Raw genomic sequence first — 15,398 nt, 5'->3', positions numbered from 1 at the left:
AGGGGTAGATGTATTCGCCACCGGCATTCCGCGAGGACGATCCCGTTGAACTCCGTCGCCTGATGCGTGCGGCGCGGCTGTCGACGCTGGCGACGGCGACGCCCAATGGGATCATGGCCACGCCGTTGCCGCTGATCCTTGACGAAACCGAGGGCGAGCATGGCGTGCTCTATGGCCACCTCGCCAAGGCCAACCAGCAGTGGTCAACACCGGTGATTGGCGAGGCCATGGCCATCTTCAATGGGCCCGACGCCTACGTGACGCCTAGCTGGTACGAGTCAAAGCGCGAGCACGGCAAAGTCGTGCCGACCTGGAATTATGTCGCGGTGCACGCCTATGGCGCGGTGGAATTCTTCATGGACGAAGCGCGGCTGCATGATGCCGTGTCGCGGTTGACCCAGCTTCATGAGACGCCCCGCGCCGATCCATGGGGAGTGGACGATGCGCCGGAGCCGTTCATCGCGGCGCAGCTCAGGGGTATCGTCGGCCTGAGGCTGAAGATCAGCCGCATCGAAGGCAAAGTGAAGATGAGCCAGAACCGCAGTGAGGTCGATCGCCAGGGTGTGGCGAACGGGCTGGCCGCAAGCCCCGATGCGGGTGACCGGGCCGTGGCGAAACTGATCCGCTGAGATCCACCTGCGCGGTGGCCAGTATGGCCGCCTGTGGGCTCTGGGAATTCACGTCAAATGGCTGCAACGGGGTCGCTTGCGGACTGTCTGCGAACCACGGTGGGATGCGTCGGCCGGCTCAGGGAGCCGACCGATCTGACCAATGTGCCGCCTAGGGGTTGCCGGCTTCTGCGAGCTTGCTCGCGAGCCACGCATAGGCTTCCTGGACGTCGTAATTGCCGCTGTGGGGCCGCATCCAGGTCAGCCTGAAGTTTGCGTCTTCCACCGTCTCGTCATTCAGGACGGCGTAATACAGGCCGAGTTCGACGGCAAACGAGGTGTCGCGATCGATCATGCCGTGCCGCAGGTACCAGTATGGGGCCGCATCCGACTCCGTACCGAGGTGTGACATTGGATCGATCAGCCGCAGCTGCTCGGCAACGAGGGCGTCGTCCTGGGCGACATAGTCAGCCCATTGCAGGCCGGTGTCATCCGGACCGGCGCCGTCACCCTGGACCTGGTTATTGTTCCAGCTGTAATCCGTGAAATTGGCATAGGGCACATCGGGGCCGCCGAATAGCGAGTTCTCGCCGCGCAGGCCTTCATGGTCGGTATTGGCCGTGGCATCGAAGGCGGGGACGATCTTGAGCGCGGCAGCTCGCGTCACGAACCCCAGGTATTTCTCATAGTCGATGTCGACAATGGCCCCATTTTCGACGGTGAGCCAGTCATTGACGACCGCCATGGTCTGGTCCCGGTTGGGCAGCTCAAAATCCTCGCCGATGGCCGGAATGGCCACGCCCCTGGCAATGGCGTCCTCGGTCTCTCGGCGCACGGCCGCAAGGATAGCCTGCTGCATCGTCTCGGACGTCAGAGGGCTGCCGTCCTCGGTCTTGAGGCTCAGGCTTTCCAGATAGGCAGGATAGGCGTCGGCCAGTGTCTTCGAGGCTTCCTGCGCAAGCTCGGTATAGTCATTGGCGATAGTGTTCTGGGCCGTGCGGATTCCAGCGAATTGCCATTCGTAGGCAATGTCGGCGTGGCCCAGATCGGTGATCGGGCAATAGGCGATGGTCGCAAAGACATCGTCGGCCAGCGAACTGTTGCCCTCGGCATCGATGCCGGCGGCGCCGATCTCGGCCAGATAGGGATAGTAGTCGGCGTCATTGCCGCTGGCAGCGACGGCAGCAGACAGCGCGCCGCCACCACTGGTTCCGGAGATGACGATGCGTTCTGCGGAGCCGGGAATCACATCGTCGTTCAACCGGAGGTAGCGAACGATGGCCTTGGCGTCGACGACAGGCGCCGGTGCCTTGCCGGCAAAAGTGCCATCGGCGGCCAATGCACTCCGGCTGCGGGTGCCTGCGCTGACGATGACGTAGCCGGCGCGGAGGGCGGCGCCGATCGGGTCAGTGTCACTCGTGCTGGAGTAGGACCCGCCCTCTTCGATGCGGTCGGCCACCGGGCTCGAGAACCAGCCACTATTATTGACGTGCAGAATGATGGCGTTGTCGGCATTGTCGACCGACGTCGTCGGGACGTAGACGATCATCTTGTGGAAGGCGAGCGGGTCTTCGAGCGGTCGGCCTTCGCCATTGTCGGGAGCGCCATTCGGAGGCACGCCGCGGGAGGGCTGGATTGCGTCCATCTCGATGGGCTTGCCGACATAGACGACTTCATAGCGCCGCACCTCCACCGCTTGGCCGTCGAGGTCAACGGTGAGCGTATCAAAAGCGCCAGCGTCGAAGCGCAGGGCGTCGTCGAATGCCCCGGCCGCCGTCGCCGGTATGGAAGTTGTCGTGAGCATGGCTGCTGCAATCGCGCTGATGAATGTGGCTCGGACGACGGTATTGCGCCGGATGAGGTTAGTCATGAGGTCCTCCCTGTTATGGGAGGACGATAGGGTTGTTGTCGGCGGCGGGACAATTCGGTTTGCCCACCGTCTCATAAACTATGCCTATTGGGATGCCGTCTCTCCCTGGTAAGTATCAGGCCGTCGAAGACCATTCCCGCGGACGTGTCGGCGCCGCGCACGTCCCTAGCATCGTCGGGGTCGCGGAACACCAACACGCATCCGCTGGGATGGTCGATCAGGAACCGACCATCGCCTGGACCTTGTCGCGATCGCCCTGGCAACAGGTTTTTGCTGCCCACCGAGTCGAGGGTGGCAACAACGCTCGTTGGGATGCTCCCGCTCAGCCATACATGGAATTGGGCAGGAGCAGCGCGATCTGTGGCATGGCAATAATGAGCAGCAGCCCCAGCAGCATGGCAATCAGGAACGGCGTGACCCCCTTGAAGATCGTGGCCATGGGAACGTCGTCGGCGACGGATTTCACAACGAAGACATTGAGCCCGACCGGCGGCGTGATCATGCCCATCTCGATGACGATAACGACAACGACGCCGAACCAGATTGGGTCAAAGCCGAGGCCGGTCACGATGGGAAAGAACATCGGCACAGTGAGCACCAGCATGGCAAGGCCGTCGAGGAACATGCCCAGGATCACGTATGTGAGCAGAATTAGGGCCAGCGTGCCATAAGCGCCAAGGCCCAGCCCGGTCAGCGTTTCGCCCAGCATGGTTGGGATATCGGTCAGCGCCAGGAAGGGGTTGAGCACATTGGCACCCACCATGATCATGTAGAGCATGGCAGAGGTTTTTACGGTCTCGGTGACGGCTTCCCAGAGCTGCTTCCAGCCAATCGCCCGGCGGGCAAAGGCGAGGATAATGACGAGGGCAGCGCCCACTGCCGAGGCTTCGACCGGCGTGAAGACGCCGGCATAGATGCCGCCGATGGAGAGAAGGATGACAGCGATGAGCGGCGCCGACGGTACGGTGGCCGCGAGCTTTTCGCGCAGGGTGAGCTTCTCGCCCTTGGGGCCTGCCTTGGGGTCTGCCAGGGTGACGAGCCATACAGTCAGCATGAAAAGCAGGGTCAGCATCAGCCCGGGCAGAATGCCGGCCATGAACAGGCGGCCGATCGATTCCTCGGTGAGGATGGCGTAGAGCACGAAGCCGGTGGATGGCGGGATGAGAAAGCCCAAAGTGCCGCCCGCAGCCACCGCACCGGTGGCCAGGCCTGAAGAGTAGCCTAGGCGCCGCATTTCGGGGAGCGCTACCTTGCCGATGGTGACTGCTGTCGCCACCGAGGAGCCGCTGACGGCCGAGAAAGCGGCGCAGCCCAGAACCGAGGCGGAGGCCAGTCCGCCGCGCATGCGTCCGACCCAGGCGTTCGCCGCGTCATAAAGTCCGCGGCTGAAGCCGGCGGCCGAAGCAACATTGCCCAGCAGGATGAACATGGGCACGACGATCAGCGAGTCATTGGCGACGGTTGAAAAGGTTTCGGTGATGAGCACGCCGCCGGCCGGACCGAAGCCACGGACCAGCCAGGTGCCGACAAAGCCGACAATCAACATGGCAAAAGCGACGGGCGTGCGCAGGATGAGGAGGCCGAAAAGCGCGGCGATGCCGACCAGGCCGATAAGGAGACCGCTCACTTCGATGTTTTCCTGAAGTCGACGGCGAGAGCCGCCGCCTGCGCGAGAAGAATGGGAATGCAGAGCGCGACGCCCAGGGCCAGAAGGCCATAGAGCGGCCATACGGGCAGGCCCAGCATGTTGGTTTTGTCGCCATATTCGAGCGTGTCGAGCAGCTTGAGCCAGGCGCGCTGGCAAAGCACCGCCAGTACACTGGCCGAGAGCAGGCGCGAGACCACATCGCCGATGAACCGGCCATAGCGGCCGATGGCTTCGTCGAAGACGTCGGCGCGAACATGAGCGCCCTGTGACGTGCACCACGGCAAGGCCAGCATCACCACGGCGATCGAGACCATCTGGATGATCTCGTTAACGCCCACTATGGGGCGGGCAAACACATAGCGGGCGATGACCGCCACGCTGACGAGGGTGACCAGGAGCAAAAGCAGAAGTCCTGCCGCTCCGGCCACCAGCCGGGTGGCCCGGTCCAACTGGACCAGCCACCCGGCATTCTGACTTGCAGGAGCGCTCACGTCACTGCGCCATCAGGGCGTCGATGACGTCCTGCGCGGGAAGTCCTGCGGCAGTTGACTCGTCCACGACCTGTGCCAGTACCGAGGCCGAAAGGTCGTCGAAGGCCTTGGCCTCATCGGCGGTCAGCTCGATCAGTTCCTTGCCCTCGAGATTGCCGAAGCCGATGATGCCGGCACGGCCGGCATCGATCTGCGTCGTGTTGGCGAGGCGCGAGGCCTGCCTGCCGGCTTCCTTGATGGCCGTCTGCTGCTCCGGGGTCAGAGCATCGAAGCTGTCGCGGTTCATGACGATGAAGAAGGGCGAGATCGTCGTATTCATGCCAAAGGTGAGGGAGTCGGCAACTTCGCCGAGCTTGAAGGCATCGGTCGCGGTGCCGTCGATCATGGCGCCGTCGATGACGCCGGTCTGCAGGGCATTGTAGATTTCCGAGACCGGCATGGAGACGGGCGATCCGCCCCAGCTCTCAACGATCAGGCCCGCATTGCGCGAGGGTACGCGGATTTTCTTGCCGGCTATATCGGCCGGCGTCCGCACTGCATCGCCGCGCATATAGAGCACGTTCTCGGCGTTGCTCCAGAGGCCGATCAGCTCGACGCGGCGGTATTCGTCGGCGAACAGATCAATATTGTTCCAGAGCGTCTCAGTGCCGGTGTCTTCGGTGAGCACACCGGGCAACTCGGAGAGCAGCGTGATCGGGAAAGTGGAGGCAGTATAGCCCGGCAAACCGATTGCGAGGTCCGCCACGCCGTCGAGCGCACGATTATACTGTTCCACCGGACCGGCACCGAGCTCACCGCCGGACCGCACGCGGACGGTGACTTCGCCGCCGGTCATTTCCGCGACCATGGCCGCGAAGGGTTGGAAGGCGCCGGCTTCATAAGGATTGGTCGGGGCCATGAAATTGGCGAAGTTGAGTTCTGCTGCGCCGGCCGAACCTGCAGCCATGAATGCCAGTACCGCCGATGCGGCCAGCTTGCGAATTTTCATCTGGTCTTCTCCCTGGGCTCCCGGCGTGGCCAGTTTTGCCGCGTTCCGGAGCGGAGGGTATGATCATCCGGCCGCCTGAACCGAAACAATTCGATTCAGCGGCGTCGGCATAAGTATTGGCTAGTTTGCGACAGTTCAGGACATGCCGGTCAGAGGGCTCTCCTGGTGTCAGTATCACCTTGTTTCTGCTCACGAATGAGTTCAAGGCGGACGGCGGGCGACGCCCTGATATGATCCATGGCCAGTTGCTGGGCCATTGGACCATCCTTGAAGTCGTTTCAGGGAGAATGGCAATCGTGTCCTGCAGGTCCTCGACGGTCTGACGCAGATAACGGCTACGGCAGGCGTCGTAGAGCTGGGTATGAAAGCTGCGGTTGTGCTCGTAAGCGGCGGCGGCCGTTCCGGCATTCCGAAAAGCATGGTTTAGCTGTCGCAGGTGCATGATCTCGGCCTCTGTGGCGTGGTGGGCAGCAAAGCGCGCCACGATGCCCTCCAGCTCGGCGACCTCCTCCTCGCGCAGGGCGTCCCCCGGCTTATAGAGGCCACGGCGCGTGGCTTCGACGATGGAGCGATAGGCATCGTGCCCGCGTGTGGTCCCCGAACTCATGCGGCGGCAATTCCCCATACTCGCAACTGTCCGGGGCGGCCCCGGAGAAATGAATGGCGGTTGATGTTCTGGCGGTCGGGTCCGGCAATGCGGCGTTGTGCGCGGCCATCGCGGCGCGGAGCGCGGGGCGGTCTGTGCTGGTGATCGAAAAGGCCGGCGAGGACCTGGCCCATTGGAGGCTCTTTCCACCGCGTCGACAAAACCTGTTGACTCTAGAATTCAATTTGTACACTTGTACAAGACAGAAGGGCGCTCGTACAAGATTTGGATGAGGACATGACCAGGGCGAACGTACGCGAAGCGCTGCTCATTGCGGCGGTGAAGCTGTTTTCCTCGAACGGCTACAATGCCGTGTCGCTGCGCGAGATCGCCAAGGCGGCCGATGCCAATGTCGGGAGTCTCACCTATCACTTCGGCTCCAAGGCGGTGTTGCTGCGCGAAATCTACCAGCGCCACACTGAGCCCATGAACAGCCGACGCATGGAACTGCTTGGGGAGGCCAAGCGGCTGATCGATCCGGAAGAGCGGCTCATGGCCATTCTGCGGGCCTATGTCATTCCGGCATTTTCGTCTTCTTCGGACCATGACGGCGGTGGCGCGGAGTTTACCCGCATGCGCGCCGTGCTGTCCGCCGAAGGCAATGCAGATGCCCGCGAGATCATCGCCGGCGCCTTCGACAGCACGAGCCACGCTTTCATGGACGCCATTGCCGGCTGCCTGCCCGGTGCCAGCAAGGCCGACCTGGTCTGGCGGAGCCAGTTCCTGCTGGGCGCTCTCTACTACGCCCTTATCAATCCCGAACGCGTCACCCGCCTGTCCGGCGGCGCCGTCGACGGGAACGACCGCGATCAGGCGGTCGTGCAGATCGTCGCGGCGAGCTTTGCCAGCTTCCGCGACCTGTCCGCCGGAATGGAAGCGAAGCAGCCTCAGCCGGCCTGAACACCAACCACACAAGACTTCACATTAGGGAGGAAACCAGTGAAACTTTCGAAACTCATCATCGGCGCCGGCATGGCCTTGAGCCTGGCCATGACGCCTGTAGCCGCGCAGGAGCGTATCTCCATCGGTACTGGCGGCACCGGCGGCCTGTTCTACATCATCGGCGCTGGCATGGCCGACATGCTCAACAAGCACCTGCCCAACGCCTCTGCCCGCGCCGAAGTGACGGGCGCCTCGGTGGAAAACATCCGCCGCGTCGCCGAGGGGCAGATGACCTTCGGCTTCTCGTCCAGCTCGACCCTTTATGAAGCCAGTGTTGGCGAAGGCCCGTTCGACGCCGCATTGCCGGTTTCCGCCATGGCCTATCTCTATCCGGCCGTGCTCCAGATCGCGACAACTGCCGATACCGGCATCGTGACCATGGCCGACCTTGCCGGCAAGCGGATCAATCTCGGCCCCCCCGGTTCAAATTCGGCCGTTCTGGGCCAGCGACTGCTTGAGGCCCATGGCGTGTTCGATCCGTCCAATGTGCAGTTCATTTCCTACAATGAAGGCACTGCCGCCCTGATGAACGGCACGCTCGACGCTACCGTTGTGCTGGCCGGCGCCCCGACCGCCGCGCTCATCGACCTGGGTGCACAGCGTGACCTGCATCTCATTCCGATCGATGCCGACGCGGCGGCGCCGATGATCGCCCAGTACCCATTCTACCAGTACTACGAAATCCCGGCGGGGACCTATGCCGGCCAGGACGAGGCCGTATTGGCCATTAACGATCCTGCGACGATCTTCACTGTCACCTCGGCCCCCGAGGAAACGGTATACGGCATCACCAAGGCCATTTTCGACAACCTGGCCGAACTCGCCACGATCCACCCGCAGGCGGCCGAGATTGCCATTCCCACCGCCACCAATACGCCCATCCCGCTGCATCCCGGCGCGCAGCGCTACTTTGATGAGGCGGCCCAGTAAGGGCGGACCAAGCAATGTCCCTGATGTCTGAAGCACACGACAAGCTCGCCTTGCGTCATCAGACCGGCTCGGGCCGAGGAGCGACCACCGTGTCGCTCCTCTACGCCCTGCTGGCGGTCGCCACCACCGTCCTCGTGATCTACGGGGCCTTCTACGGCGGCATCACGGCGCTGCTGCTCCGCTCCATGTTCTATTCGCTGGTGTCAGCGGCGGGCCTGCTGGCCATTGGCCTGTCGGCCCGCTCCGCACCGGGCCGCATGGTCTGCTATGCGCTGGCGGTCGTCGCCATCGTGCCCGGACCCTATCTCTGGCATTCCTATCTCGACATCATCACGCGCGGGGCCATGTCCAATCCGCTCGACAATGTGATGTTCGTTGCCCTCTGCGTGGTGACATTTACGCTGGTGCGCAAGCATCTGGGCTGGGCGCTGCTGCTCATTGCCAGCTTCGCGCTGCTCTATGCCTGGTTCGGCTACCTCATCCCCGGCAAGTATGGCCATGGCGGCTATGACCTGGCGCGCCTGAGCTCGACCCTGTTCCTGTCAACCGAAGGCTTTTTCGGTGTGCCGATGGGCGTGGCGGTCGAATATATCTTCCTGTTCACCCTGTTCGGCACCCTGCTGATGAAGACGGGGACCGGTGAGGTCTTCGTCGATGTCGCTCGCGGCCTGACCGGCCGCATCCAGGGCGGCCCGGGCCTTTCCGCAGCTCTTTCGAGCACGCTCTTCGGCACCATCAACGGCAGTGCTGTCGCCAATGTCGTGACCACGGGCACGTTCACCATTCCGCTGATGAAACGCGTCGGCTATTCGGCCAAGACGGCGGGCGCCATCGAGGCCGCGGCCTCGTCGGCGGGGCAGATCCTGCCGCCGGTCATGGGCGCTGCCGCTTTCCTCATGGCCGAAATCGTCGGCGTTCCCTATTCGCAGATTGCCCTGGCCGCGCTTGTGCCGGGCCTGCTCTATGTCGGGGCGCTGATGATCGCCATCCGCCTCGAAGCGGGACGGCTCAATCTCGAGCGCGACGTGGCGGGTGGTCTCGCCTTCCTGGGGCAGACGCTCAAGACCCGCGGCTATCTGCTGCTGCCGCTCATCGGCATGATTGCCCTGCTGTTCATGGGCACGACGCCGACCCGCGCCGCGGTCTACTGCATTGCTCTGGCCCTGGTCATCAGCCCCTTCCGCAAGGAGACGCGTCCCAGCCTGATCGACCTTGTCCAGGTGTGCCGCGATACGCTCGCATCGGTCATGCCCATCGTGGCGGCGGTCGCCGCCGCCGGGGTGGTCATCGGCGTGCTCAATCTCACCGGCGTTGGCCTGATGCTGTCGAGCCTCATCGTCGAACTGGGGGCGGGGAATGTCTGGGCCATCCTGCTGCTGACGGCGCTCGCCTCGTTCGTTCTGGGCATGGGCCTGCCGACTTCGGCGGCCTACCTGCTGTTGGCCGTGCTGGTTGCCCCTGCGCTGACGCGGCTGGGCATGCCCGCCATCTCGTCGCATATGTTCATCTTCTACTACGGCCTGGTCTCGGCCATTACCCCGCCGGTGGCCCTGGCTGCCTATGCAGCTGCCAGCATTTCGGGCGCCGATGCCAATGAGACGGCGGTCGAATCCATCCGCCTGGGCTTCGTCAAGCTGCTGATCCCGTTCCTGTTCGTGACCATGCCGGGCATCCTGATGATCGGCAATGGCGTGCAGATCACCCTGGCCATCGTGCTGGCTGGCATCGCCATTTCAGCAATGACGGTCTGCTTCTCGGGCTGGCTGGGTCGCACCATCACATGGGGCGAACGGGCCCTGATCGTGCTCGGTTCACTGCTGGTTGTCTGGCCGACTCCGGTGGACGCCACCGACACCCTTACTCTGGTCGCGCGCGGTCTGGGCATTCTGCTCCTCGGAGCCGTGCTGTTCCGAGTGGTTTCCTCGCCCGCCGTTCCAGCCGCTGTTGTTTCCCAAGAACCCACGAGCAATTGACCTCATGGCTCTGCCTTTCCACCCCAATCCCAAAAAGCCTGAACTTGTCCTGCCTCCGGGTGCCTGCGACGCGCATTGCCACGTCTTCGGCCCGGCCGCTGTGTTTCCCTTCGCCCCGACCAGCACCTACCAGCCGGAAGACGCGCCCAAGGAGAAGCTGTTCGCCCTGCACCGGCATCTCGGCATCGCCCGCTCGGTGGTCGTTCAGGCCAGCTGCCACGGCACCGACAATGCGGCCATGGTCGATGCGCTGATCGCCGGCAAGGGCAACTATCGCGGCATTGCCATGGTGACGGCCGACGTCACCATGGCCGAACTGCAGCGCCTGCACGATGCCGGGGTGCGCGGCGTGCGCTTCAATTTCGTGACGCATCTGGGTGAGGCGGCCGGCAAGGACGACGTGCGCGCCATCGTCGAGCGGATCATTCCGCTCGGCTGGCATATCGTGGTGCATTTCGACGCGTTCCGGCTCGAGGAACTGGCGCCGTTCCTGAGGGAACTGCAACTGCCCATCGTCATCGACCATATGGGCCGGATCGACGCCAGCGCGGGCCCGGACCAGGTGGCCTTCCAGTTGCTGCTGGAGCTGATGGAGGACGAGCGGTTCTGGGTCAAGGTCTGTGGTTCAGAGCGGCTTTCACGCTCCGGCCCCCCCTTCCACGACGCTGCCGAATATGGTCGCCTGCTGGTCGATAAGTTCCCGGATCGCGTGTTGTGGGGCACGGACTGGCCCCATCCCAACGTCAGGGTGCACATGCCCGACGATGGTGAGCTCGTCGATCTGCTCAAGATCATCGCCCCGACGCCTGACAGCCTCAAGGCCCTGCTGGTGGACAATCCCACCCGGCTCTACTGGCCCGAGACACTCTAGGCCGCTAAAGCGTCTCCTGAACGTGGTCCCGGTTTCAGGACAAAGACACGCGCAAAACAAGCGCCAAAGCGCACCGAGCGAATCTGAAAGATCGCAACGCGCTTTAGCGGGCCAGGTCGAGGGTTGCGGCGCGGATATCGCCCAGGAACTCGCTCTGTGCCCGCGTGGGCACCCAGCCGGAGCGATATGTCAGCCCGATGGGACGGGACGTATCGGGGAGGCGGGATGGGAGCTGGACGACCATGCCATGGCGGAGGTCGGACCGGATCTGCACGCGGGAAATGAACCCCAGGTGGTCCGACACCATGAGCAGCTCGCGCATGAGCACCATTGAGCCGGTTTCCACCAGGCTTGCCGGGCGCGGCGCGTCGGCAAAGACCTTGTCGAACATGCCGCGAGCCGGCGTACCCTCGATATTGACGACCCATGGGAAGCTGGCCAGCACGGTCGCCGCCGGCAGGGGCTGGGCGAGGAGCGGGTGGCCGGGCCGGCAGACAACGATGAGTTCGTCGTCGAACAGCGTCTCCTGCGCCACGTCGCCCACCGGGGGCGGGTTGCGCATGGCGCCGATGAGGAAATCCACCTCGCCACGGCGCAGCGCGGTCATCATGTCGTCATAGGGGCCATCGAGAGCCCGCACCGGCAGGCTGGCGCGGCGCTTGCGGAAGCGCGCTATGGCATCGGGCAGGATGGAGGAGCGCGACAGGGGCATGGCGCCGACGACGATTCGCCCGACTTCGCGGCCCGCAAGATCACCCAGGTCGGCCTCGGCCTGTTCGATTTCAGTGAAGGCCAGCTGTGCCGCCTGGGCGAGCTTGGCGGCAGGGCGCGTGGCGACGACGCCGCGAGAGGTCCGCTCGAAAAGCAGCTTGCCCGCGTCTTTTTCAAGGTCGGTGATGGCGCGGTGCACGCTGGGTTGCGCGAGGCCGAGGCGGCGGGCCGCCAGGGTGAAATTTTCGGTTTCGACGGCGGCCACCAGCGCGGTGAGCTGCGACGTGGTGGCCGTCAGACGCAGGCGCGGCGCCAGGTCTGCGAGAGCCACGTCAAGCAGGTCGAGCGCTCGGCGCACCCGCTCGGCGAGCGTCCGGCCGGCCTCGGTTGCGTAGAGGCCATGCGACGTGCGCTCGAAAAGCCGGGACGAGAGCAATTCCTCGAGCTTGTGAATGGATTGGGTGACCGCGGGTTGGGAGACCAGGCAGGCGCTTGCGGCCTGGGTGATGGACCCGGAGTCGCAGGCGGCCAAAAAGACGCGTAGGTGCCGGAGATTTGGCTTCATGTGAGGCGAGACAGGACCAGATCAAGCCGCGCCAGGAGGTCTTCATCGCCAATGTCCAGCTGCAGATCGCCCAACTGGTCTTCCCACTCGGCCGTTGCGGAGGCCATGCGGCTGGGCAGGCCTAGTTCATCAAGCGTGGCGACGACTTCGCGCAACTCGGCTGCCCTCCTTTTCCCGTGTGTGGTCATCCGTTCGATATTGTAGGTGCTGCGCGCGGCCCAGTCTATCTTGGGGTCCGACCTTTCCAGCGAAGCCAGGACGGCGCCCTCGACGCCCGCTTTGCGCGCGGCCAGCATGCATTCGGCCGTGACGGCCTCGATGCCCTTGATCAGGACCGAGCGCACCATCTTGATCGCAGAGGCATCACCGACCCTTTCGCCGGCTACACGAGCATGCATGCCGAGCATTTCGAGGCGGGGCAAGGTCTGGTGTGCCTCGCCGCCGGCGAGAAGGACCGGCGTGCGATGCAGGTGAGGATGAACGGGCGACATGATCGCCATGTCGACATAGTAGCCGCTGCGCCCATCAATAATTGCCGCCGCATCGCGCTTGCGTCCGGGCGAACTGGAAGACCCGTCGAGCCAGATTGCGCCAGGCTTAAGGTGTCGCGCGCCTGCTCCCGCAGCCGCTATCGATTGGTCGGTGGGGACGAGGCAGAAGACCAGATCGGCTTCTGCCAGGGCCTCGGCTGGGCTCGAGGCAGCCCGTATGCCCAAGTGGGCGCATGCCTCTTCGACTTGGCCTTCTGGCGTATCGAACGCGATGTCATAGGCTTGCGCGGAGCCGGGCTGGGGTCGCAGCCCCTGGGCGAAGGCCTGGCCGGCCTCCCCGAACCCGATGAAAGCGAGCCTCGCCATGCGTCCCTCCCGTTGGTGTGCGTCAGTAGGCCTGACCGTCCATGAGTTTTCGTGCCGTCCGCAACACGCCCGCGCTGACCAGCGCGCCCGCCTCGTCGAGTGTGGCGATGACGGTGAATTCGCCCGTGGGATGCTCCACACTCATGCTGCGCGCGCGTCCTTCGCCGGCTACCGCATATTTGCGGGCCGGGCCCTCGGGCAGGAGACAGGCGCTCGCCACGCTGACCGCCGCGAGGACGCCGATTGCATCGTGGCAGCGGTGGGGGATGAAGCTGCGGGTGGAAATGGCGCCGCCATTTGCTGCGGCGCTGACCAGGGTCATCTTCGGGACCGAGCTCTTGGCTACGTCGCCCAGATTCATCATTGGGCCGACAGTCAGGCGAATGTGTTCGAGCCGTGCCTTCAGCGTTTCATTGGCTTCCAGCTCGGCGGGCGTTTCCTGCCCGGATATGCCGAAATCGGCGGCGTCGAGAATGACGCAGGGCATGCCGTTGTCGATGAGCGTGACGGGAACGCCATGGACAATGTCGACCGCATTGCCGGTCGGGAGCAGGGCGCCGCAGCTCGATCCCGCCGTGTCTTCGAAGACAATCGGCATGGCGGCCGAGGTGCCGGGAACGCCGTCAATTCTGGCGACGCCGTCATAGGTCACCCGACCCGCGGGCGTTGCCACCGAGGCGGTCGCGATCTGCTCGGTATTCTCCATGAAAATGCGGACATCGGTTGTGCCGTCCTGCGCCTCGACGAGGCCCCGCTCGATGGCGAAGGGACCGACACCAGCCAGGATATTGCCGCAGTTCTGCTGGTCGGTGACCACGGGCTTGTCGACGAAGACCTGCAGGAACAGATAGTCGACATCGACGCCTTGACGCGCCGATTTCTTCACGATGGCGACCTTCGAGGTCAGCGGATTGGCGCCGCCCATGCCATCGATCTGGCGGGGGTCGGGTGAGCCCATGATCCGCAACAGCAGCGCGTCACGTTCGGCGATATTCGTGGGCAGGTCCTCGGCGAGGAAGTATCCCCCTTTGGAGGTGCCGCCCCGCATCCACATCACGCGCGTACCAGTGTCAGACATATTTCAGGCCCTTTTCCGCGAGCTTTTCGCGCATCTGGTAAATGTCGAGACCCAGTTCCCCGGCAGCCAGCCGCTGGCGCTTGCCTTCCTCGGCGGCCATGCGGGCTTCGGCCTTTTCGGCCACCGCCTCGACCTCGATTACGCGTCGAANAGACATATTTCAGGCCCTTTTCCGCGAGCTTTTCGCGCATCTGGTAAATGTCGAGACCCAGTTCCCCGGCAGCCAGCCGCTGGCGCTTGCCTTCCTCGGCGGCAACGCGGGCTTCGGCCTTGTCGGCCACCGCCTCGGCCTCTTCGCGGCGCACCACGCAGACGCCGTCGTCGTCGGCGACAATGATGTCGCCGGGATTGACCAGCTCATTGGCGCAGACCACCGGCACATTGACCGAGCCGAGGGTTTCCTTGACCGTGCCCTGCGCGAAGATGGCCTTGGACCAGACCGGAAATTTCATCGTGGTCAGGTCGGCCACGTCGCGCACACCGGCATCGATGATGAGCCCCTTGCAGCCCCGCGCCTGTGCCGAAGTGGCCAGGAGATCACCGAAATAGCCGTCTTCGCTGGGGCTGGTCGGCGCCAACACCATGATGTCGCCGGCCCTCAGCTGCTCGATGGCGACATGCACCATCCAGTTGTCGCCCGGCGGCGCCGAAATGGTCACTGCCGAGGCAGCCAGCCGCGCGCCGGCATAGATCGGCCGCATATGGCTGGCCAGCAGCCCCTTGCGCCCCTGCGCTTCATGCACGGTGGCAACGCCGCAGACAGCGAGCCGATCGATAACCGACTGGTCGGCCCGCGCGATATTCTGGACCACGACAGCCATCACAGTTCATCCACGGTGCGCGGATAGATCGACTGGAAGCCTTCGGCATATTTGGCGGCCCGGCCACCCGACTGCCCGCCGGAATTGCGGGTAAAATGGTTGGCCCGGTTCTCGGCTACATTCTTATAGTAGTGCCAGAGGTGTTCCTGGCCTTCCATGGCCTGGATGGCGGCCCAYTTCTTGTCCCAGACATCGGTGATGTCGAGAAACACGTCGGGCGTCCAGTGCATCTGCTCGGTCTGGTGCGGCTCGAACAGGTAGACCTGCGGCGCGCCGAGAATCTTCTGCCCCGGATTGTGGCCCCAGGCCTGGGCGATGGCCCGGCATTCGAGCGTCCACTGCGACACATACATGTGGTCGGTATTGTAGGGGTCGTATTTGGAATGGGTCATCATGAAG

At 64.0% G+C, this 15,398-nt stretch carries 15 protein-coding genes and 1 pseudogene; 6 read left to right on the top strand and 10 right to left on the bottom strand.

Annotated elements, in window-relative coordinates; genetic code table 11:
- Positions 1–8: 8 nt before the first annotated feature.
- The gene (locus tag ASD80_RS06715; protein WP_056230641.1) at positions 9–629 is read left to right on the top strand and encodes an FMN-binding negative transcriptional regulator; all 621 of its coding nucleotides are present in this window, start codon (positions 9–11) and stop codon (positions 627–629) included.
- Positions 630–780: 151 nt separating this feature from the next.
- Here ASD80_RS06715 and ASD80_RS06710 read toward each other — a convergent pair whose 3' ends face one another.
- The 5 genes from ASD80_RS06710 to ASD80_RS18460 form a co-directional block, all read right to left on the bottom strand.
- A complete protein-coding gene (locus ASD80_RS06710) occupies positions 781–2,478 on the bottom strand; it encodes a subtype B tannase (RefSeq protein WP_082555114.1) in 1,698 nt (565 codons plus the stop codon).
- A 322-nt stretch (positions 2,479–2,800) separates the two neighbouring features.
- On the bottom strand, positions 2,801–4,105 hold the full coding sequence (locus ASD80_RS06700; protein WP_056230636.1) for a TRAP transporter large permease: 1,305 nt from the start codon (positions 4,103–4,105) through the stop codon (positions 2,801–2,803).
- Positions 4,102–4,617, bottom strand: a complete 516-nt coding sequence (locus ASD80_RS06695; RefSeq protein ID WP_200950255.1) for a TRAP transporter small permease — start codon at positions 4,615–4,617, stop codon at positions 4,102–4,104. Before ASD80_RS06695 ends, ASD80_RS06700 begins: the two co-directional genes overlap by 4 nt.
- Position 4,618: 1 nt before the next feature.
- Complete coding sequence (locus ASD80_RS06690; protein WP_056230634.1) at positions 4,619–5,605, bottom strand: TRAP transporter substrate-binding protein; 987 nt, start codon at positions 5,603–5,605, stop codon at positions 4,619–4,621.
- Positions 5,493–6,212, bottom strand: coding sequence for an FCD domain-containing protein (locus ASD80_RS18460; RefSeq protein WP_162247328.1), 720 nt, complete (start codon positions 6,210–6,212; stop codon positions 5,493–5,495). Before ASD80_RS18460 ends, ASD80_RS06690 begins: the two co-directional genes overlap by 113 nt.
- A gap of 53 nt (positions 6,213–6,265) precedes the next feature.
- Between ASD80_RS18460 and ASD80_RS19035 the strand changes: the two are divergent.
- The 5 genes and pseudogenes from ASD80_RS19035 to ASD80_RS06670 form a co-directional block, all read left to right on the top strand.
- Positions 6,266–6,367, top strand: a pseudogene (locus ASD80_RS19035) (FAD-binding protein); the annotation flags it as partial.
- 121 nt (positions 6,368–6,488) lie between these two features.
- Complete coding sequence (locus tag ASD80_RS06685; protein ID WP_056230633.1) at positions 6,489–7,151, top strand: TetR/AcrR family transcriptional regulator; 663 nt, start codon at positions 6,489–6,491, stop codon at positions 7,149–7,151.
- 39 nt (positions 7,152–7,190) lie between these two features.
- Positions 7,191–8,123, top strand: coding sequence for a TAXI family TRAP transporter solute-binding subunit (locus ASD80_RS06680; RefSeq protein ID WP_056230631.1), 933 nt, complete (start codon positions 7,191–7,193; stop codon positions 8,121–8,123).
- 23 nt (positions 8,124–8,146) lie between these two features.
- The gene (locus ASD80_RS06675) at positions 8,147–10,096 is read left to right on the top strand and encodes a TRAP transporter permease (RefSeq protein ID WP_200950253.1); all 1,950 of its coding nucleotides are present in this window, start codon (positions 8,147–8,149) and stop codon (positions 10,094–10,096) included.
- A 4-nt stretch (positions 10,097–10,100) separates the two neighbouring features.
- Positions 10,101–10,967: an amidohydrolase family protein gene (locus ASD80_RS06670; RefSeq protein ID WP_056230626.1), complete on the top strand. Its 867-nt coding sequence runs from the start codon at positions 10,101–10,103 to the stop codon at positions 10,965–10,967.
- Positions 10,968–11,070: 103 nt separating this feature from the next.
- On the opposite strand, the gene ASD80_RS06665 is transcribed toward ASD80_RS06670, so the two are convergent.
- From ASD80_RS06665 to ASD80_RS06645, 5 genes are all read right to left on the bottom strand, one after another.
- Positions 11,071–12,243, bottom strand: a complete 1,173-nt coding sequence (locus ASD80_RS06665; protein WP_056230621.1) for a LysR family transcriptional regulator — start codon at positions 12,241–12,243, stop codon at positions 11,071–11,073.
- On the bottom strand, positions 12,240–13,100 hold the full coding sequence (locus tag ASD80_RS06660; protein WP_056230620.1) for a DUF1932 domain-containing protein: 861 nt from the start codon (positions 13,098–13,100) through the stop codon (positions 12,240–12,242). The genes ASD80_RS06665 and ASD80_RS06660 overlap by 4 nt, the downstream gene beginning before the upstream one ends.
- Before the next feature lie 22 nt (positions 13,101–13,122).
- Entirely contained in the window at positions 13,123–14,178 is a 1,056-nt protein-coding gene (locus ASD80_RS06655) for a 4-oxalomesaconate tautomerase (RefSeq protein WP_156460364.1), read from the bottom strand.
- A gap of 151 nt (positions 14,179–14,329) precedes the next feature.
- A partial coding sequence (locus ASD80_RS06650; RefSeq protein ID WP_244488954.1) for a 4-carboxy-4-hydroxy-2-oxoadipate aldolase/oxaloacetate decarboxylase occupies positions 14,330–14,999 on the bottom strand: 670 nt, incomplete at its 3' end.
- Positions 14,999–15,398: PIG-L deacetylase family protein (locus ASD80_RS06645; RefSeq protein WP_413813365.1), on the bottom strand; the 400-nt coding region annotated here is incomplete at its 5' end. The genes ASD80_RS06645 and ASD80_RS06650, both read right to left, overlap by 1 nt.

Origin of the sequence: Devosia sp. Root635 (assembly GCF_001427605.1) — a bacterium.
Classification (GTDB): Bacteria; Pseudomonadota; Alphaproteobacteria; order Rhizobiales; family Devosiaceae; genus Devosia.
Note: the sequence above shows the minus strand (reverse complement) of the source record. Positions and strands in the feature narration are given on the sequence as shown.